Annotated in this window: 17 protein-coding genes; 8 read left to right on the top strand and 9 right to left on the bottom strand. The window is 67.7% G+C overall.

The genetic code is table 11. The annotated features are described in order from the left end of the window. Positions 1–95: 95 nt before the first annotated feature. Together AB7M35_RS23220 and AB7M35_RS23215 are read right to left on the bottom strand one after the other, a co-directional pair. Positions 96–617 (bottom strand): MarR family winged helix-turn-helix transcriptional regulator, encoded by a 522-nt coding sequence (locus tag AB7M35_RS23220; RefSeq protein WP_453962962.1) that lies wholly within the window; start codon positions 615–617, stop codon positions 96–98. Positions 618–722: 105 nt separating this feature from the next. Beyond that, entirely contained in the window at positions 723–1250 is a 528-nt protein-coding gene (locus AB7M35_RS23215; RefSeq protein ID WP_453962961.1) for a flavin reductase family protein, read from the bottom strand. A 236-nt stretch (positions 1251–1486) separates the two neighbouring features. Between AB7M35_RS23215 and AB7M35_RS23210 the strand changes: the two genes are divergently transcribed. The 4 genes from AB7M35_RS23210 to AB7M35_RS23195 all read left to right on the top strand — a co-directional run bounded on the left by AB7M35_RS23210 (position 1487) and on the right by AB7M35_RS23195 (position 5663). Then, positions 1487–2695: an acyl-CoA dehydrogenase family protein gene (locus AB7M35_RS23210; protein WP_453962960.1), complete on the top strand. Its 1209-nt coding sequence runs from the start codon at positions 1487–1489 to the stop codon at positions 2693–2695. Positions 2696–2759: 64 nt separating this feature from the next. Continuing rightward, complete coding sequence (locus AB7M35_RS23205) at positions 2760–3767, top strand: TRAP transporter substrate-binding protein (protein WP_453962959.1); 1008 nt, start codon at positions 2760–2762, stop codon at positions 3765–3767. Positions 3768–3882: 115 nt separating this feature from the next. Next, positions 3883–4386, top strand: coding sequence for a TRAP transporter small permease (locus AB7M35_RS23200; protein ID WP_453962958.1), 504 nt, complete (start codon positions 3883–3885; stop codon positions 4384–4386). After that, positions 4383–5663, top strand: coding sequence for a TRAP transporter large permease (locus tag AB7M35_RS23195; RefSeq protein WP_453962957.1), 1281 nt, complete (start codon positions 4383–4385; stop codon positions 5661–5663). The genes AB7M35_RS23200 and AB7M35_RS23195 overlap by 4 nt, the downstream gene beginning before the upstream one ends. A gap of 141 nt (positions 5664–5804) precedes the next feature. On the opposite strand, the gene AB7M35_RS23190 is transcribed toward AB7M35_RS23195, so the two are convergent. The 3 genes from AB7M35_RS23190 to AB7M35_RS23180 all read right to left on the bottom strand — a co-directional run bounded on the left by AB7M35_RS23190 (position 5805) and on the right by AB7M35_RS23180 (position 8902). Beyond that, positions 5805–7133, bottom strand: a complete 1329-nt coding sequence (locus AB7M35_RS23190) for a TRAP transporter large permease (protein ID WP_453962956.1) — start codon at positions 7131–7133, stop codon at positions 5805–5807. Then, a complete protein-coding gene (locus AB7M35_RS23185) occupies positions 7130–7693 on the bottom strand; it encodes a TRAP transporter small permease subunit (RefSeq protein ID WP_453962955.1) in 564 nt (187 codons plus the stop codon). Before AB7M35_RS23185 ends, AB7M35_RS23190 begins: the two co-directional genes overlap by 4 nt. Before the next feature lie 138 nt (positions 7694–7831). After that, the gene (locus tag AB7M35_RS23180) at positions 7832–8902 is read right to left on the bottom strand and encodes a C4-dicarboxylate TRAP transporter substrate-binding protein (RefSeq protein WP_453962954.1); all 1071 of its coding nucleotides are present in this window, start codon (positions 8900–8902) and stop codon (positions 7832–7834) included. Between the two features lie 708 nt (positions 8903–9610). On the opposite strand from AB7M35_RS23180, the gene AB7M35_RS23175 reads away from it, so the two are divergent. Then, positions 9611–10618: an NAD(P)-dependent oxidoreductase gene (locus AB7M35_RS23175; RefSeq protein WP_453962953.1), complete on the top strand. Its 1008-nt coding sequence runs from the start codon at positions 9611–9613 to the stop codon at positions 10616–10618. Positions 10619–10766: 148 nt separating this feature from the next. On the opposite strand, the gene AB7M35_RS23170 is transcribed toward AB7M35_RS23175, so the two are convergent. After that, positions 10767–11342: a TetR/AcrR family transcriptional regulator gene (locus AB7M35_RS23170; protein ID WP_453962952.1), complete on the bottom strand. Its 576-nt coding sequence runs from the start codon at positions 11340–11342 to the stop codon at positions 10767–10769. A 79-nt stretch (positions 11343–11421) separates the two neighbouring features. Between AB7M35_RS23170 and AB7M35_RS23165 the strand changes: the two genes are divergently transcribed. Beyond that, a complete protein-coding gene (locus AB7M35_RS23165) occupies positions 11422–12165 on the top strand; it encodes an SDR family NAD(P)-dependent oxidoreductase (protein ID WP_453962951.1) in 744 nt (247 codons plus the stop codon). A gap of 192 nt (positions 12166–12357) precedes the next feature. Here AB7M35_RS23165 and AB7M35_RS23160 read toward each other — a convergent pair whose 3' ends face one another. Continuing rightward, a complete protein-coding gene (locus tag AB7M35_RS23160; RefSeq protein ID WP_453962950.1) occupies positions 12358–13242 on the bottom strand; it encodes a VOC family protein in 885 nt (294 codons plus the stop codon). Positions 13243–13558: 316 nt separating this feature from the next. Here AB7M35_RS23160 and AB7M35_RS23155 point away from each other — a divergent pair, with 316 nt between their 5' ends. Beyond that, positions 13559–14476 carry a fumarylacetoacetate hydrolase family protein gene (locus AB7M35_RS23155; RefSeq protein WP_453962949.1) on the top strand — a complete coding sequence of 306 codons (918 nt, stop codon included), beginning with the start codon at positions 13559–13561 and terminating at the stop codon, positions 14474–14476. A 232-nt stretch (positions 14477–14708) separates the two neighbouring features. Here the strand turns inward: AB7M35_RS23155 and AB7M35_RS23150 are convergent, their stop codons facing one another. Continuing rightward, positions 14709–15410: a TetR/AcrR family transcriptional regulator gene (locus tag AB7M35_RS23150; RefSeq protein ID WP_453962948.1), complete on the bottom strand. Its 702-nt coding sequence runs from the start codon at positions 15408–15410 to the stop codon at positions 14709–14711. Next, positions 15410–15853 (bottom strand): YciI family protein, encoded by a 444-nt coding sequence (locus tag AB7M35_RS23145; RefSeq protein ID WP_453962947.1) that lies wholly within the window; start codon positions 15851–15853, stop codon positions 15410–15412. The genes AB7M35_RS23150 and AB7M35_RS23145 overlap by 1 nt, the downstream gene beginning before the upstream one ends. Before the next feature lie 534 nt (positions 15854–16387). On the opposite strand from AB7M35_RS23145, the gene AB7M35_RS23140 reads away from it, so the two are divergent. Continuing rightward, entirely contained in the window at positions 16388–17365 is a 978-nt protein-coding gene (locus AB7M35_RS23140; RefSeq protein ID WP_453962946.1) for an amidohydrolase family protein, read from the top strand. The last annotated feature ends 21 nt before the right edge of the window (positions 17366–17386 follow it).

The following is a 17386-nucleotide window of genomic DNA, read 5'->3' as shown; positions in this document are numbered from 1 at the left end:
TCCGGATCTACGAGGGCACCACCCAGATCCAGCAGATCGTCATCGCCCGCAACATGGTCGCCGCCGCCAAGGACGGCCGCTGAGCGCGGGAGCGGCTACTCCTCACTCTCCTCCGGCGACGGCTTGCCGGCGCGGGCATCGAGCGCCTCGATGTTGGCGTAGAGCTTCACCAGCAGCCGCTTCAGGCGCGCCACGTCGGCCGGGTTCATGCCGGTGATCGCCACGTCCTCGTAGCGCGAGGCGACGGGAATGATCTCCTCGGTGATCCTGCGCCCCTCCGCGGTTAGGGTGAGGCTCAGCGCCCGCCCGTCGAGGCCGGACCGGCGCCGCACCACGTAGCCCTCGCGCTGCATGCGCAGGAGCAGGCGCGACAGGGTGGAGATGTCGATGCTGGTGCGTTCCGACAGCTCGCCCAGGCGCTGGTCGCCGTTCTGCCAGAGCGCAACCAGAACGCGCCACATGGGCAGGGTGATGCCCGTGTGGGCAATGTCCTTGGCGAAGCTGAGACCGATGCGAACGCCGGCACGGTTCAGGAGATAGGGCAGGAATTCCGACAGGATGAAGGAATCCCGAAGGCTCCCTTCTCCCGCTTCCGCCTGATCTGGCTTCTTGACCAAAAGTTGTCTCCGACACGATGGGTACGCAGTCGTCCGTTGCCCAGCTAGCACGAGTGCGGCGCGCGCGCACGGCGCATGAAGCCGCATCCGCCCGGCTTCGGATGTCTATCCGGCGGACGGGGCCGTGCGCAAAAACGTTCCGTCCTGATAGATCAGCGGCGCGATGTCCTCCCGCACGTCCACCCGGCGCACCGAGCCGATGAAGATGCTGTGCGATCCGTAGGCGATCTGGCGGTCCTTGTCACAGAAGAGACTTGCCTGCGCGTTGCGCAGGAACGGCACGCCGTCGGCGTCCGCGTCCCAGTCGCCCCGCGCGAACCGCTGGTCGGCGGGCTCGTTGCCGGCGAAGGCCAGGCAGACGTCGGCCTGCTCGGTGTGCAGCAGGTTCACGCAGAAGCGCGTCTCCTGCTCCAGGAGCGCGTGGAAATAGCCGGCCTGGTTCACGCAGACGAGCAGCGCCGGCGGGTCCATCGACAGCGAGGTGACCGCCGTGGCGGTGATGCCGTGGCGGCCCTCCGGGTGGCCGAGGGTGATCACCGACACCGTCGCCGCCAGCCGGCGCATGGCCTGCCGGAAGGCCGGGGCCACGGCGGGGGCGGAGGGCGGTGCGGCGGCGGGGCTGGCCTCGCGCATGAGGGGATCTCCATTTACTTGCATTCGCGAATGAATGCTGCATCGCGGTCGGCGGAGGCGGGGCCGGAGCGTCGGGCCATCCATCGAAGCGGCCCATTCTGCGCTCTCGGCGGTCGCTTTCGCCGCGCCGGTCGCCCGACGTTCCGACATTTTATTTGCAGATGCAATTTATTTATTGCGCGGCCGGCGAGGCGTCTCTACGATCCGGGAAACGAACAAGAGCCCGGGAGGATGCGATGTCGCTCGCAGTTGTTGCAGACGAGGATGACCGGCCGGCGGTTGCCGATCTGCTCGGCCGTGCCGCGCGGATTGCCGCCATTGCCAGGGAGCGGGCGCTGGAGACGGAGCAGGCGCGCCGCGTCTCCGCCGACCTCGTCGCCGAGATGCGCGACGCGGACCTGTTCCGCATCCTTCAGCCGAAGCGCTTCGGCGGCTACGAATACGGCTTCGACGTCTTCGTAGAGGCGGTGGCGACGGTGGCGAGCGGCGACGGTTCCACCGGCTGGGTCTACTCGCTCGGCGCCGTCCACCAGTGGCTGATCGGCTGCTTCCCGGAGGAGGCGCAGCAGGAGGTCTGGTCGACGAACCGGGATGCGATCTCCGCCGTCTCCTACGCGCCGACCGGCAGCTCGCAGTCCGTCGACGGCGGCTACCGCATTTCCGGCCGCTGGAGCTTCGCCAGCGGTTGCGACAACGTCGACTGGGCGATCCTCGGCGGCCGCATCCCCACCGGTGACGGCGGCATGCAGCCGGGCTTCTTCCTCGTTCCGAAGGCGCAGTACGCGATCGACGACGACTGGTTCACCGCCGGCCTCTCCGGCACCGGATCGAAGACCATCGTCGTCGACGACCAGTTCGTGCCCGCCCATCGCGCCGTTCCCTTCGCGCCGCTGCTCGCCGGCAATCCGCCCGGCGCGCAGGTGAACCGGAACCCGCTCTACCGGCTGCCCTTCCTAGCCGTGGTGCCGACCTGCCTGGTCGGCCCGGCGCTCGGCATGGCCCGGGGCGCCCGCGACGTGTTCCTGGAAAACGTCCGCAGCCGCGTCACCCGGGGCGCGGTCGCCGGCGGCCAGAAGCAGATGGCGGATTTCCAGACGATCCAGATCCGCGCGGCCGAGGCGACCGCCTCGATCGACGCGGCCGAATTGCTCATCTTCCGCGACCTGCAGGACGCGCTCGACGCGGTGACCGCCGGCGCGACCGACCACATCGACCTGCGGCTGCGCAACCGGCGCGACCATGCGTTCGCGACCAAGCTCCTGGTGGGGGCGGTCGATCGGCTGTTCGAGGCCTCGGGCGGCGCCGCGCTGTCGACCCGCAGCCCGCTGCAGCGCTTCTGGCGGGACATCCATGGCGCCGGCTCGCACATCAGCCTCAACGGCGACGCGGTGGCCAGCATGTACGGCCAGCACCTGTTCGGGCTGGAGCCGCAGGGACAATACTGACAGCCTGAAAACCAGAGGCCGGCGCCAAGCCGGCCCATCGAAGACGTCATCAATGGGAGGACACATGGTCGGATCACTCGTTCGCGGCCTCGCCGCCGCTGCCGCGCTCGCCGTTCTGGCGCAGCCCGCGCTCGCGCAGGACTACGTCATCAAGGTCTCGTCGCCGACGATCCACGACGTCACCGAAGTCTGGATGAAGGAATTCAAGAAGGGGGTCGAGGAGCGCAGCGGCGGCAGGATCGCGGTGGAGCTCTACCCCGCCAACCAGCTCGGCCAGATCCCGGCGACCGTGGAGGGCGTGGCGCTCGGCACCATCGAGGTCACCGCGCCGGCCTCCGGCTTCTTCGTGGGCCTCGATCCGCGCTTCGAAGTGTTCGACATCCCCGGCGTCTTCCAGGACATGGGCCACGCGGCCCGCACTCTGTCGGATCCGGCCGTGCGCGCGCATTTCGCCACCCTCGGCAACGAGCAGGGCATGGAGCCGCTGGTCATCTACCCGCACGGCCCGATGATGCTGCTCTCCGACAAGGCGGTGCGCACCCCGGACGACTTCAAGGGCCAGAAGATCCGCACGCCCGGCGCCACCCCGATCCACGTCCTGCCGCTCGAAGCGCTCGGCGCCTCGCCGGTGTCGATGCCGCTGGGCGAGGTGCTGCCCGCCATGCAGAACCACGTCATCAACGGCCAGATCGCCAGCTCCGCGGTGTTCACCGCGTTCAAGTTCTACGACGTCGCCAAGCCGCTCACGACGATGCCGAGCGCGTTCCTGATCGTCGCGGCGATGGCCAACAGCGCCTTCCTGGACAGCCTCGGCGACGAGCTCGAGGCGATCGTCCACGAGGAGGCGGAGAAGGCGATCGACGTCGCCGAGCAGTGGAACACCGGCAACCTGGAACAGACGCTGAAGACGTGGACCGAGCACGGCGGCGAGCTGATCAGCTTCTCCCCGGAAGGGGCCGCCACCGTGCTGGCGGCCTCCGCGGACGCGCTCCCGAAGGTCTTCTCCGACAATCCCGCGGCCAAGGAGGACTACGATTTCCTCAAGGCGGCCGCCGACAAGACCCGGCAGTAGCGGGTGACGCGCGCCGGGGCGGCTCCGCCCCGGCGTCTGCCGTGCCGGCATGCTTTGCCGGCGTGATCGCGGGATGGGGCCAGGCCGCCGAGCGGCCGGTCCCGGGGGAACCGGAATGCTTCAACGTGCCGTCGAGCGGGTCGCCCAGCCGATCCGTCTTCTGCTGGTGGTCGCGCTGATCGTCGCGATCCTGCTCAGCGTCGTCAACGTGGCCGGGCGCGCCCTCTTCGGGTGGAGCCTGCTCGGCGGCGACGAGATCCAGGTGTTCGTCCTGATCGCCATCACCTTCATCGGGGCGGGGCTCGTCAGCATCGGCGACCGGCATCTCCGGATGGACGTCGTCCGCCAGATGCTGCCGGCCCGGCTGAAGGCCGCCCTCGCCGTCGCGGAATGGGGCGTCACGCTCGGCGTGCTCTGCTTTGCCGGCTACCATTCCTACGACTACGTCCGCCGTCTCCACAAACTGGGCCAGCACAGCCCGATGTCCGACGTTCCCATGTGGATCCCCCACGCGACGGTCACCGCCGGCTTCGCCATCATGGTCGTCGTGGTGGCGCTGCGCGGCGCAGCCGCGCTCGCCCGGCTGCGCCAGCCCGCCGACACCGGGCCGCGGCCATGAGCTTCGCCCTCGGCCTGCTGCCGGTCCTCCTGCTGGTCCTCGGCTTCCCCGTCTTCCTGGTGCTGCTCTCGGCGTCCTGCGTCGCGCTCGCCCTGTTCATGAACATGCCGCTGGCGGCGCTGCAGCAGAACCTGTTCGGCTCGGTGAACGCCTACGCGCTGCTGGCGATTCCCTACTTCATCTTTGCCGGCGAACTGATGGAGCGCGGCAGCGTGGCGCGCCGGCTCGTCACCTTCGTGCGGGCCTGCGTCGGGCCGGTCCACGGCAGCCTCGGCTTCACCACCATCGGCACCGGCGCCATCTTCGGCGCGATCTCCGGCGTGAGTGCTGCGTCCGTCGCGACGGTGGGTCGGATCATGTATCCCTCCATGCGCGAGGCCGGCTACGCGGCGCCCTTCTCCGCCGGGCTGATCGCCGCCGTTGGCGCCGTCGGCGTGGTGATCCCGCCCTCGATCCCGATGATCGTCTATGCCGCGGCCGCCGAGCAGTCGATCCCGCGGCTCTACGCGGCCGGCCTGGTGCCCGGGCTGCTCATCGTCGCGCTGCTCGCCGCCTACACCTGGTGGCACGGGCGCCGCAGCGGCAGCGACGAGGGCCAGCCCTTCGACCGCCGCACCTTCCTGCAGGCGTTCGGACGCGGCATCTGGGCCCTCGGCGCCCCGGCCATCATCCTCGGCGGCATCTACGGCGGCATCTTCTCGCCGACGGAGGCGGCGGCGGTGGCGTGCGTCTACACGGCGGCGGTGACGCGGCTGGTGTTCCGCGAGCTGACGCTGCGCGACCTCTGGGCGGCGGGCCTGGCGACGGTCACCTTCTCCGCGCAGATCCTCATCATCATCGCCTGCGCCGGCGTGTTCTCGTGGCTCCTCACCGTCAACCAGGTGCCGGCGGCGCTGATCGCCTGGGTCGAGCCGGCGTCGCTGCCGCCGTGGCTGATCCTGATCGTCATCAACCTGCTGCTCTTGGCGATCGGCTGCGTCATCGACCCGCTGTCGGCGATCCTGCTGCTCACGCCGCTCTTGCTGCCGGTCATCCTGGCGGCCGGCATCGACCCGGTCCACTTCGGCATCGTCATCACCGTCAACCTGGCGATCGGGCTGTTCACCCCGCCGTTCGGGATCAACATCTTCGTCGCCCAGTCGGTCTTCGAGATCGAGCTGAAGGAGATCTACCGCGGCGTCGTGCCGTTCTTCTTCGTCTACCTGGTGGCGCTGGCGCTGATCACCTTCGTGCCCGCCCTGTCGCTCGCCGCCGTCCGCGTGCTGGTTTCCGGCTAGGGCACTTTCAGGAAAAGTGGGAACCGGCCTTCCGTCCGAAGGTGCGGCAAGACTGATCGTCGAAGCAGGCCGCTTGCCGCAACCTTGGAAAGCCTGCTCCGACTGGAGATCCGTCCGTCGGCGGCGCGCCGTCGGCCGGGCTCACAGCAGCCCGGTCGACAGCCACGGGAACGCCGCGACGATCACCACCGCCACCATCAGCCCGACCACGAAGCGCCACGAGCCCGCGAAGATGTCCTTCACGCTGACGCTGTCGTCGTCGAGCGCCGCCTTCACGGTGAAGACGGACAGGCCGAACGGCGGGGTGATCAGCCCGATCTCGACGGAGAGGATGGTGACGATGCCGAACCAGATCGGGTCCATGCCCAGGTGGGCGGCCACCGGCAGCGCCACCGGCAGCACGATCAGCATGATCGAGATGGAATCGATCAGGCAGCCGAGCGCGATGATCAGCACCACGTAGCAGATCAGGAAGCCGTAGGTGCCGAGGCCGGCGTTGGCGAGGAAGTCGGCCGCCGCGCCCGGCAGGCCGGTCAGCGCCAGCATGCGGCTGTAGAGGCTGGCGGCGATGATGAGAAAGAACACCGCCGAGCTGATGCGCCCGGTCTCCACCAGGATCGACCAGAACCCCTTCGCCGAGATGCGCCGGCGCAGCACCGCGATCAGCAGCGAGCCGAGCAGGCCCATGGCGGCGGCCTCGGTGGGCGTGAACACGCCGCCGTAGATGCCGCCGAGCACCACCACGATCAGGAAGGCGATGGGCAAGAGCCGCCGCGCCATCCAGCCGAAGCCGCCGCCGATCTCCTCGGCCGCCGCCTGGATCTCCTCGTCGTGCACGCCGGGCGCCTCGAACACCACGTCCGGCCGGAAGTGCGCCAGCCAGACCACCTGCAGCGAGAACAGCACCGCCACCAGCAGCCCCGGCAGGATGCCGGCGATGAACATCTTGCCGATCGAGACCTCGGCGACGATGCCGTAGACGATCATCAGCAGGCTCGGCGGGATCAGCATGCCGATGATCGACGACGACGCCACCAGCCCGACGGCGAAGCGCTTGCGGTAGCGCCGCCGCACCATCTCGGGCACCGCGATGCGGGTGAAGATCGACGCCGAGGCGATGGAGATGCCGGTGACGCTGGCGAACACCGCGTTGGCGCCGACGGTGGCGACGCCGATGCCGCCGCGCATCCGCCGGAACAGCCGCTGCGCCACGTCGAAGCCGTCGCGGCCGACGTCGGCGATGGTGATCACCAGCCCCATCAGCACGAACAGCGGCACCACGGCGAACAGGTAGTCCTGGGCGGTGTCCTGGGCGGCGCCGGCGGCCATCCGCGCCGCAAGCTCCGGCGAGCGCAGCCAGGCGATGCCGAGGAACGACGACAGCATCAGCGCCACCGGGATCTGGATGCCCAGGTAGATCGCCACCATCATCGCCACCACCGTGACGAGGCCGATCTCGATGCCGGTCATGGGCGGGTCTCCGGCGCGCCGGCGTCGTTGCCGCGGGCAAGGTCGCGGGCGGTGCCGAAGGCGGCGAGCCCGTACTGGACGGCGCAGGCGAGCGAGCCGAGCAGGATGATCGCCGGCAGCGGCCAGGCGGGGAAGGTGAACGAGCCGGCGTGGCCGATGAACTCGTTGTAGACCCAGGTGCGTTCCAGCCGCGGCCAGGTGGCGTAGGCGATGACCAGAAACACGGCGAGGCCGGCGAGGTCGTAGACGACCAGCACCATCCGCCCGAAGCGGGGGTGCCGGGCGACCAGCGGGTCGAGGAAGATCTCCGCCCGGGCGATGCGCCGGGCCCGGATGCTGCCCGGCAGCTGCAGGAAGATCGCCGCCACCACGAACATCGCCACCAGCTCCACCACCCCCATCAGGGGCAGGTTGAACAGGTTGCGGGTGAACACGTCGGCGGCGATCAGGCCGGCGATCAGCAGCGTCAGGATCGAGCCGGAGGCCGCGAGGGCTTCGACGATGCGGCCATAGCCCTTGGGGCCGATGGCGTTGGCGCGGGTCGGGTCAGCGGGATGCATGGGATATGGACCACCGGGGGTGTGAGCCGAATGGACGGCATGCCGCCAGCCGCGATGCGGCGGCGGCTGCGATGCCGATCCGCCGGGCGCGCGGGCACCCGGCGGATCGCGCTGGACGGGACGGCGGGAAGGGGAGGCCTATTCCTTGTCCCACTGGCGCAGCGGCTCGACGCCGCTCTCGCGCAGCCCGTTCATGTAGGTGTCGAGGAGGTCCGCGTCGTCCGGGTGGCGCTGCTTCCACTGCACGCCGATCGGCTCCAGCGCCTCGGCCCAGCGCACCCGCTCCGCCTCCGGCCAGACGAAGATCTCGACGCCGGCATCGGCGCCGGCTTCCTGCATCTTCTTCATCATGACCTCGTGCAGCTGGTTGAGCTGCTCGGCGTGCTTCTCGGTGTAGACCTTGCCGCCGGCGAGCAGCGCGTCCTGCACCTCCTTCGGCATGTCGGCCCAGCGGTCGGCGTTCATCGCCACCGCGCCGCCGCAGCCGGCGCCCATGTCGACGACGGCGATCTTCGGCGCCACCTCGTAGGCGCGGATCGGCATGAAGCCGGTCGCCATCGACATGGCGCCGTCGGCGACGCCGGTCTGCAGCGAGGTGTAGTAGGTCGGCAGCGCGCCATCGACCAGCACCGCCCCGGTCCCCTCGATCAGCGGCGCGAAGGCCGCCGGCGCCAGCAGCTTCTTGCCCTGGAGCTCGTCGAAGGAGCGGATCATCTCCTTGGTGAACAGGTCGAACGTGTCGCGGCCGGACACGCCGAGGAACACCGTGTTGGCGCGCGTCCATTCCTCCTGCAGCGCAGGCGATTCCAGCGTCATGTCGCGCATCAGCGGCAGGATCTTGGTGGCGTCGGGGGTCAGGAACGGCAGCTCGGAGCACAGGTTGTTGAGCGGCATCCGCGAGGATTCCGCCGCCACGAACACCCAGCCGATGTCGGTGACGCCGTCCCCGACCGAGGTCAGCGTCGCGCCGGCGTTGTAGAGCTGGCCGCCGAAGGCTTCCTGCCAGTTGATCTTGTAGGTGCCGCCGGCGGCCTCAAGCTGCCGGTCGACCTCGGGCATGAAGAAGTTCTTCAGCCCCGACACCCACGGCACGGTCGCCGGGTGGCTGGCGGCGATGGTCAGATCGATGGTCTCGGTCGCCTGGGCGCTGCCGGCGGCAGCGAACAGCCCGACGAGCGCCGCACAGGCGGCGTGGTGCATTGGCTTCATGGGTCTCCCTCCCCTGCGGACGGTGGTTCCGTCCTGCGTCCTGTCCCGTAGCGGGATCTTTGTCTCCTGCCCTGCGCGTCCGGAGATCCTCCTCCGGCTCCACGGACGCGCGGCCGACCTAACTGAACGCCAAAATCAGTTTATTTGCAATAGCAATTGAAGAACATCGGTCGCCTTCGAAGCGAAATTTCCTCAGATCCGTCTCCCTGACCGGTGCTCCATGCCTTTGAAGGGTCTTCGAAGGTGTCGCGGCTGTGCTCCAGGATCGTCAGGAAACGTGCGATATGAGGGGCGAATTCACGCCATTCCGGGCACCCGTCGATCGGCCAGTCGGGGGCGGCCCCTGCGCCGGCGGCGCGGCGGCGGGCGCCGCCAGATTGCGGCTCGGATAATTTTATGGCATAATTGTAACGTACGGTTCAGAACTGTAATGAATATAAGCAATATCATCGACTTAGCTTGTGCATCGGCGCAAGGCGTCGTGATATTCGGTATTTGCATATTCAAATAAACTGGACTAGCCTGCTTGGACGGCCGCGGCGGGGCATCGCTCCGCAAGAATGTGCCGACGGGAGGGAGGTCGTGCAGCCATGCTCGAGATGCGTCGGGACCCGCGGTCGCCGGCCCTTGCCTTGCGGCCAGGCCTGAAGCTCGTTTCCATCATACAACAGTCCGACCCCGCGCGATGACGCCGCAGCCGGCGGCGCCGTGCGGCTGCGCCGGGCCGCGCCTGCGCGCGCGCCGGCGCCGGGTCGGCCGAGGCCCGCTGAGGGGCGGAACGCGCACACGCACGAACAAGGCGGAAAAATCCGCCGGCAAGACACAGGAAACCGGGAGGAACGCATGTACCAGGTGGGGTTCATTGGGGTCGGAAAGATCGGGCTGCCGATCTGCCGGAATCTGATCGAGCGCGGCGTCAGCGTGATCGGCTATCGCCGCAGCTCGCTGGCCGAGTTCGAGGCCGCGGGCGGCGTCGCGGCGGGGTCGGCTGCCGAGGTCGCGGAAAAGGTGGAGGTCGTGTTCTCCTGCGTGCCGGACGAGGCGGCGCTGGACGAGGTCATGCAGGCCGTGGCGACCACGGTGCGGCCGGGCCAGATCGTGGTCGAGTTCGGCTCGCATCCCGTGTCGGCGCTGCAGCGCCAGGAGCAGGCGCTCGGCGCCCGGGGCGCGATCTTTCTCGACGGCGAGGTGAGCGGCACGCCCGGCATGGTGGCGGCGCGCAAGGCCGTCATCTACCTCGGCGGCGACAAGGCGGCCTGCGAGGCGATCGCCCCGCTCGTCGAGGCGTTCGCGCCGGGCTGGTACCATTTCGGCCCGATCGGCACGGCGGCCACCGTCAAGCTCATCAACAACCTGCTGGTCATCGTCAACATCGCCGCCACCGCCGAGGCGATGGCGCTTGCGCTGAAGACCGATGTCGATCCCGCGACGCTGATCAAGGCGGTGTCGGAGGGAAGCGGCGGCTCCACCCAGTTCGCCATCCGCGCGCCCTGGATGGTCGAGGGCCGCTTCACCCCGGCCCAGGGCGAATTCCAGCAGCTCGCCCACTATTTCGACCTCATCGGCGACTTCGCCGCCGAGCACGGCTCGGCCACCCCGCTGATGAACTGCGCCGCCGACCTCTACCGCCGCGGCATCGCCGACGGCATGGGCGCGATGGACGTCGCCGGCATGATCGAGGTCATCCGCGCCCTCCCCAAGCGCAAGGCGGCGTGAGGCGGGGAGGGGTCGGGGCGCCGTCTCCGATTGAAGTCTCGGTGGGTAGCGGCATGCGACGCAGTCGGTTTGGCCGCTACCTCGCCGCGAGCGTCGAGTGCTGTCGCGGGGAAATGGCTTTCTGCAGGTGGCGTGGAGAAGGCACGACTTAGTTCCGATTGGTATTCGGATTAGCGCAGGCAATACCATGAAGGAAAAGATCAACCAGATGACTGACGCGCGACTTGGGCGAACTCTCCTTTTCGAGCGCGATGGAAATCGCCCTGACGACGGTTATGAAATCGTCGAACGTGACATCTGGACGGATGGTCCCGCATTCCTGGCCGAGCCGAAGCAATCGATTTCCTTCGGCTGTAATGGCATTGCACCCGGGCGTGCCGGATTGAATCACCGTTCCTAGAGAAGCGGCCAGGCTCTTATAGATGCTCGTGTTGAGCGCCAGTTCTTCGAGATAGGCGCGTATGGCGGTGTTCGGATCGTGTTCCGCATCGCGCAAACGGCTTGCCTCCGCAACCGACAGGAACCGCTCGTTGCTGGTGGCAGCCAACAGCTCCTCGCGTGTTGGGAACCGGCGATAAAGTGTGGCGATCCCAACGTTTGCGTGCTTCGCGACCTCCTCCAGCGCAACGTCTGCTCCCCGCTCGAGAAACAGTTCTTCCGCCGCAATGAGAATGCGTTCCCGGTTCCGTCGCGCATCGGCCCGGAGCTCAAGATCGTCGCTCATTCTTTTCCTTCTCTTGCTATATGGAGGGTGCCTCCATATCATAAGTGGAGCAACCCTCCATTTCGGCAAAGGTGTGAAGATGGCGAAGCGTTTTGAAGGCAAGGTGGTGGTAATTACCGGCGGTAGCGACGGTATCGGTTTAGCAACGGCAAAACTCTTCGCAGAGGAAGGCGGCCATGTTTACGTTACCGGACGCCGACAGGAAATGCTCGATGAGGCTCTGAAACAAATCGGCCACGGAGCAATCGGCGTACAAGGCGATGCAACCAACAACGCTGACCTGGCGAGGCTCTATGACCGTATTGAGCGCGACCATGGCAAGGTCGATGTTGTTTTTGCCAACGCGGGAGGACACGAGGTGGTCCCGCTCGAGGAAATCACCGAAACTCACTTTGAATCGATGTTCGGCCTGAATGTGAAAGGTATGGTCTTCACCGTACAGAAAGCGCTGCCGCTGATGGCCGCCGGGAGTACGATCATCCTCAACGGTTCGATCGCCGGCTCGAAAGGACTACCAGGTCAGTCGCTCTACAACGCAAGCAAGGCAGCAGTTCGCTCCTTTGCGAGGAGCTGGACGCCTGAACTCAAAGAGCGCGGCATTCGGGTGAACGTCGTGGCGCCTGGCGGCACTGAGACCCGCCTTATTCGCAGCTATCTTGACGCGCGGCCGGGCGCGGAGGACGCCCTTAATCAGAAGGTGCCGCTTGGGCGGCTGGGGCAGCCCGACGAAGTGGCGCGGGCGGTGCTCTTCTTGGCGTCCGAGGAGAGTAGCTTCATCGCTGGCCACGAACTCTTCGTGGATGGTGGTGTCGCAGCCGTCTGAGGGTAAGACAGATTGAAAAAGCGATCACTTTCAGGAGTGATCGCTTTGCTCGGCAGGCGAAGAACAGGCACCGTCGATTTCCGTCGCGGACCATTTCTTCCGAACCGGGCCCAAATCTCCACTGATTCAGCCTCAAAAGAAAAGGCCGCGGGCATTGCCGCGGCCTTCGTCTCGATCATGCGCGACGGGCGCTCAGTCCAGGAAGCCGTCCGGCGGGGTGATGCCCCAGAGGTTGGCCGAGAACGGGTCCTTCGGCCACACCTTCGGCTTCTGCGGCCGGTCGCGGTGCCAGGGGCGAGGCTCGAAATAGCCGAGCTCCTCGTCGTTCATCTGGTCCAGCTCGGTGAACAGCTCGGTCAGGTGGCCGTCGGGATTGTGGTGATAGGTGAAGATGTTGTGCCCGATGCCGTGGCGGCCCGGGCCCCACACGAGCGGGTAGCCCTGGGTGGCCAGGTAGTCGGCGGCCGTCTGGACATGGCCCCAGTTGCGCAGCTCGAAGGCGATGTGGTGGACCTTGGCGCGCTGGCTGTCGACGAGGTTGATGGTGTGATGATCGGGGCCGCAGCGCAGGAAGGCGAAGAAGTCGCCCATCCAGTCGGAGACGCGGAAGCCGAGCACGTCGCAGTAGAAGGCCGCGACCTTCTTCACGTCGACGACGTTGAAGGCGACGTGGCCGAGCTTCAGCGGCACGATGCCCTTGTCGTTGAACGGCTGCGGCGTGAAGGCGCGCTCGCGGAACACCTCCAGGATCGTCCCCTTCGGATCGGCGAACGAGATCATCTCCGGGATCGTCGGCTCGGGAGAGGACTTCCGCTCCACCTTGATGCCGTGGGATTCCACCTGCTTGGCGAAGGCCTCGAGGTCGCCGTCGGGCGCGATCTGGAAGGCGAGGCGGTCGCACTTGGCTTCGCCCTTGCGCAGGACGACCGAGTGGTGGTCGAGGGTGCTGGCGAGGTAGGCCGTGTCCGCCTCCCGCTCGACCAGGGTGAGGCCCATGACCTCGGTGTAGTAGGCGATCTGGCGGTCGATATCCGGCGTCAGGAACGCGGCGTGCGCGATGCGTTTCACTCTGATCATCAGGGCCTCCCGGGCGTCTCGTTTTTTCTGTGGTTCGGCTTGGAAGAGCCGGTCGGCGCGGCGCGACGTCGCGACCGTCGTTCCGGACGAGGGCGTCGCGCGGCGTCTGGTCGCCAACCGATTTGTGTACTATACGTTACCTTACACTAATCGGCAATCGTCTCGCTGAGCGGGATGGTTGCCGCCCGCGACGGACGGGACGGCGCGGCGGCGGTCGCGCCCCGCCCCGTCTTTCCGGGCAGGACGGCCCTTCGCGGCACGACGGCCGACCCGAAACATCGGGCGGTGGCTTCAACACAGGGATCGAGACGCACCCATGACCGGATACAGGCTCCTCACCTACGACGCGGGCAACGGACCCCGCGCGGGTCTTCTCCTCGGCGACACCGTCCACGACGTGGCGGCGGCAACCGGGGTGGCCACCGACGCCACCGTCCTCGGCATCGCGGAAGATTGGGCTGCGGCGAAGGGCCGGCTGGAGACCCTCGCCGGCGATCCGGGATCGGCGGGCAAGGGGCTGCCGCTGGCCGAGGTGCGGCTGCTCGCGCCGGTGCTCTACCCGGGCGAGATCTACTGCGCCGGCGCCAACTATTCCGACCACGTCGAGGAGATGGCGCGCGCCCAGGGCCTGGAACTCGAGGCGGACCCGAAGTCGCGGGGCATGACCTCGTGGCACTTCATCAAGGCCGGCCGCAGCGTGGTCGGCACGGGCGAGACGGTGGCGCTGCCGTCGAAGGGCGTCGACTGGGAGGCCGAGCTCGTGGCCGTCATCGGCCGCACGGCCAAGAACGTGTCGGTCGCCGACGCGCTCGATCACGTCCTCGGCTACACCGTCGGCAACGACCTCTCCGCGCGCGACCGCATGAAGCGGGTGCAGACGGCCGATTCCTCGCCGTTCAAGTTCGACTGGGTGGCCCACAAGTCGTTCGACGGGGCGTGCCCGCTCGGGCCGTGGATCGTCCCGGCCGACGCCATCGCCGATCCGCAGAACCTGAAGATCGGCCTGAGCGTCAACGGGGTGTCGAAGCAGGCGTCCAGCACCAGCCAGATGATCTTCACCCTGGCCGAGCAGATCGCCCACCTGTCGGCGATCATCACGCTGCACCCCGGCGACCTGATCATGACCGGCACGCCGGCTGGCGTCGGCACGCCGAAGGGCGAGTTCCTGAAAGCCGGCGACGAGGTCCGCGTGTCGATCGAGGGGATCGGCGAGATCGTCAACACGATGGCCTAGAGCAATCCCAGCAAAAGTGCTCTTGCGGCTTTGCGTCCGGGATTGCGGCGAGCAAAAGCAATCCCAGCAAAAGTGCCCTTGCGGTTTTGCGTCCGGGATTGCGGCGAGCAAAGCAATCCCAGCAAAAGTGCCCTTGCGGTTTTGCGTCCGGGATTGCGGAGGCTAGAGCCGTTTCCGGGCGAAGTGGAAACCGGTGCGCCGTCAGGGCGCGCCGGCGACGGGCCGGGAGACGTCAGCCGTCCGTGCCGCGGGGGCCGGTCTCGGTGCCGCGCAAGAACACCTGGACCGCCAGGTCGACGGTGGCGGCGACCGTTTCCGGGTTGGAGACGTCGTCGACGGAGACCAGCCGGGCGAGCTGGTGCTCGCCGGTCAGCATGTCCAGGAACAGGGTCGCGAGGCGGTAGGGGTCGCCGGCGATGAGGCGGCCGGCCTTCTGCTGGCGCTCCACCCAGGCGCTCACGGCGGCCGACGCCGACCGCGGGCCCGCGTCGTAGAAGACGTTTCCGACGTCGGGGAATTTCCTGCCGATCGACACCATCAGCCGGTGCTGCTCGATGGTCTCCGGCCTGAGCACGGTGTCGAGGAACGCCGTGCCGATGGTCCGGAGCTGCTCGGCAAGCGAGGTGGTCGGGTCCTCCCGCACGTCGAGCGCGCCGACCACCCGGGCGCAGTAGGCCTTGATCACCGTGGCGAACAGCTCGTCCTTGCCGCCGAAGCGGGTGTAGACGGTCGCCTTGGAGCCGCCGATGCGGTCGACGATGTCGTCGATGGTCACGTTCTCGTAGCCGCGCTCGATGAAGAGCTGCGCCACCTCCTCGATGATTTCCGCCCGCCGCTCCTCGGTGAAGCGGCCGCCGCGGCGCACCGGCCGTTTCGCCGGCGCCTTGCGGCGGACGGTGGTCGTCTCGGCAGCCGCGCTTCTCGGTGAGGCCATCATGTTCTCCGTGCGATTCCGACCTTCGCGTCGGACAACGAGAGGGTCACGTTGAGCGCCCCCTCCATCAGCCGCCAGAGGCGGAACTCGGCGTCGCGTTGCCCGGCCTTGAAGAAGGGTTCCTCAGACCAGATTTCCCGCGCCATTTCCAGCGTCGGGACGTTGAGGACCGTCAGCCCCACCTGTCCGATCGACCCGTCCGCCTCGATGGTCGGGCCGGACAGGAACAGGAGGCCCCGCTTCTCCAGGTCGATCATGAAGTCCAGGTGCTCCGACAGCAGCCCGGCGACCTGGAACCCGGGCCGCGGCAGCGACTCGATCACCACGACGTCGAAGTTCATCATCTGCTTCAGCCGCGCGAAGGCATCCTCGGGTGCCGCCTTCTTTGGCGCCGCCTTCGCCGGTGCCACCTTTGTCGCGGGCTTCTTGCCAGCCGCCTTCATTGCCCTTCCTCCCGGTCCTGCGCGCCCGGTCGCGGTCGACGCCGTCCGGAGCTGCGATCTTCAATACCGTACATTACAGTTTGCATGCGCGCATCAAGGCGGATTGGCGCAGGCGCGGCCCGCGCGCACAAACGCGCAAAAAAGCGCAGAATCGCGCAGCGAAATCCTGCGCGCGCGCAGCCGGAAAGCGCAGCTTGCCGCCGGCGATTTCCTTGGCGTCGTCAAGTAATCGGCTCGCGGCCGATCGTGCGCTGCCGAAATCCGGCAGCAGGCGGCGCCCGACGCGCGACGCATCCCGTGCGGGCCGGTCGCTTCGGCCGCCCTCCGATGGCGCCAGACACCCGTCGCGCGGGGCCGCGAGGTGACCGGACCATCCGGGCCGCCGGGGCTTTGGCCCCGTTCCACGCCATCGTGGCCGAGCGCGCGGGCGCAAAATTAATTGCAAATGAGAATAAATCACCCTAGCGTCGGACGCGCGGATCACGGGCGACGCCCGGCGGCCGCGCCAACCACGAACACGAGAATGGGAAACGCATGCAGGGCAAGATTGCGCTCGAAGAGCATTTCGCGATCGAGGAGACGCTCCTCGATTCCGCAGGGTTCGTTCCGGAAGACTACTGGCGGGAGTTGAGCGCGCGTCTCATGGACATCCACGACCGCCGCCTCTCCGAAATGGATGCGCACGGGGTCGAGATGATGATCCTGTCGCTGAATGCGCCGACCATCCAGGCGATGACCGACACCAAAGCGGCGGTGGATACGGCGCGGCGCGCCAACGACTACCTGGCCGAGGCGGTCGCCAAGCGGCCGGACCGGTTCCAGGGCTTCGCGGCGCTGCCGATGCAGGATCCCGAGCTCGCCACGCGCGAATACGAGCGCTGCATCAAGGGCTTGGGGTTCCGGGGCGCGCTGGTCAACGGGTTCACCCAGACGGAGCAGGAGGGCGCGGCGGTCTACTACGATCTGCCCCAGTACCGGCCGTTCTGGGAAGCGGTCGAACGCCTCGACTTCCCCTTCTACCTCCATCCCCGCAACCCGCTGGCCTCGATGTCGCAGATCTACGAGGGCCATCCGTGGCTGATGGGCCCGACCTGGGCGTTCGCCCAGGAAACGGCGGTGCATTCGCTGCGGCTGATGGGCTCCGGCCTGTTCGACGCGCATCCCGGCCTGAAGATCGTGATCGGCCACATGGGCGAGGGCCTGCCCTTCAACATGTGGCGGGTCGACAATCGCAATGCCTGGGTCGAGACGACGCCGAAATACCCCGCGAAGCGCCGCATCGCCGAGTATTTCCAGGAGAATTTCTGGATCACCACGTCGGGCAACTTCCGCACCCAGGCGCTGATCGCCTCGATGCTCGAAGTCGGCGCCGACCACATCCTCTTCTCCACCGACTGGCCGTTCGAGAACGTCGACCACGCCTCCGACTGGTTCGACGCCGCGCCGATCAGCGAGGCGGACCGCCGCAAGATCGGTCGCACCAACGCCCTCGGCCTGTTCAAGCTGGGCTGACCGCGCAACCCGTGCTCCGGC

The organism is Amorphus suaedae (genome assembly GCF_053629675.1).
This window is presented reverse-complemented; position numbering and strand designations above follow the sequence as displayed.

What these genes read in the sequence shown, in the direction of transcription:
- AB7M35_RS23215 (WP_453962961.1), bottom strand. Translation starts at nt 1,250, where the DNA reads ATGCGCGAGGCCAGCCCCGCCGCCGCACCGCCCTCCGCCCCCGCCGTG.
- AB7M35_RS23210 (WP_453962960.1), top strand. Translation starts at nt 1,487, where the DNA reads ATGTCGCTCGCAGTTGTTGCAGACGAGGATGACCGGCCGGCGGTTGCC.
- AB7M35_RS23205 (WP_453962959.1), top strand. Translation starts at nt 2,760, where the DNA reads ATGGTCGGATCACTCGTTCGCGGCCTCGCCGCCGCTGCCGCGCTCGCC.
- AB7M35_RS23200 (WP_453962958.1), top strand. Translation starts at nt 3,883, where the DNA reads ATGCTTCAACGTGCCGTCGAGCGGGTCGCCCAGCCGATCCGTCTTCTG.
- AB7M35_RS23195 (WP_453962957.1), top strand. Translation starts at nt 4,383, where the DNA reads ATGAGCTTCGCCCTCGGCCTGCTGCCGGTCCTCCTGCTGGTCCTCGGC.
- AB7M35_RS23190 (WP_453962956.1), bottom strand. Translation starts at nt 7,133, where the DNA reads ATGACCGGCATCGAGATCGGCCTCGTCACGGTGGTGGCGATGATGGTG.
- AB7M35_RS23185 (WP_453962955.1), bottom strand. Translation starts at nt 7,693, where the DNA reads ATGCATCCCGCTGACCCGACCCGCGCCAACGCCATCGGCCCCAAGGGC.
- AB7M35_RS23180 (WP_453962954.1), bottom strand. Translation starts at nt 8,902, where the DNA reads ATGAAGCCAATGCACCACGCCGCCTGTGCGGCGCTCGTCGGGCTGTTC.
- AB7M35_RS23170 (WP_453962952.1), bottom strand. Translation starts at nt 11,342, where the DNA reads ATGAGCGACGATCTTGAGCTCCGGGCCGATGCGCGACGGAACCGGGAA.
- AB7M35_RS23165 (WP_453962951.1), top strand. Translation starts at nt 11,422, where the DNA reads ATGGCGAAGCGTTTTGAAGGCAAGGTGGTGGTAATTACCGGCGGTAGC.
- AB7M35_RS23160 (WP_453962950.1), bottom strand. Translation starts at nt 13,242, where the DNA reads ATGATCAGAGTGAAACGCATCGCGCACGCCGCGTTCCTGACGCCGGAT.
- AB7M35_RS23155 (WP_453962949.1), top strand. Translation starts at nt 13,559, where the DNA reads ATGACCGGATACAGGCTCCTCACCTACGACGCGGGCAACGGACCCCGC.
- AB7M35_RS23150 (WP_453962948.1), bottom strand. Translation starts at nt 15,410, where the DNA reads ATGGCCTCACCGAGAAGCGCGGCTGCCGAGACGACCACCGTCCGCCGC.
- AB7M35_RS23145 (WP_453962947.1), bottom strand. Translation starts at nt 15,853, where the DNA reads ATGAAGGCGGCTGGCAAGAAGCCCGCGACAAAGGTGGCACCGGCGAAG.
- AB7M35_RS23140 (WP_453962946.1), top strand. Translation starts at nt 16,388, where the DNA reads ATGCAGGGCAAGATTGCGCTCGAAGAGCATTTCGCGATCGAGGAGACG.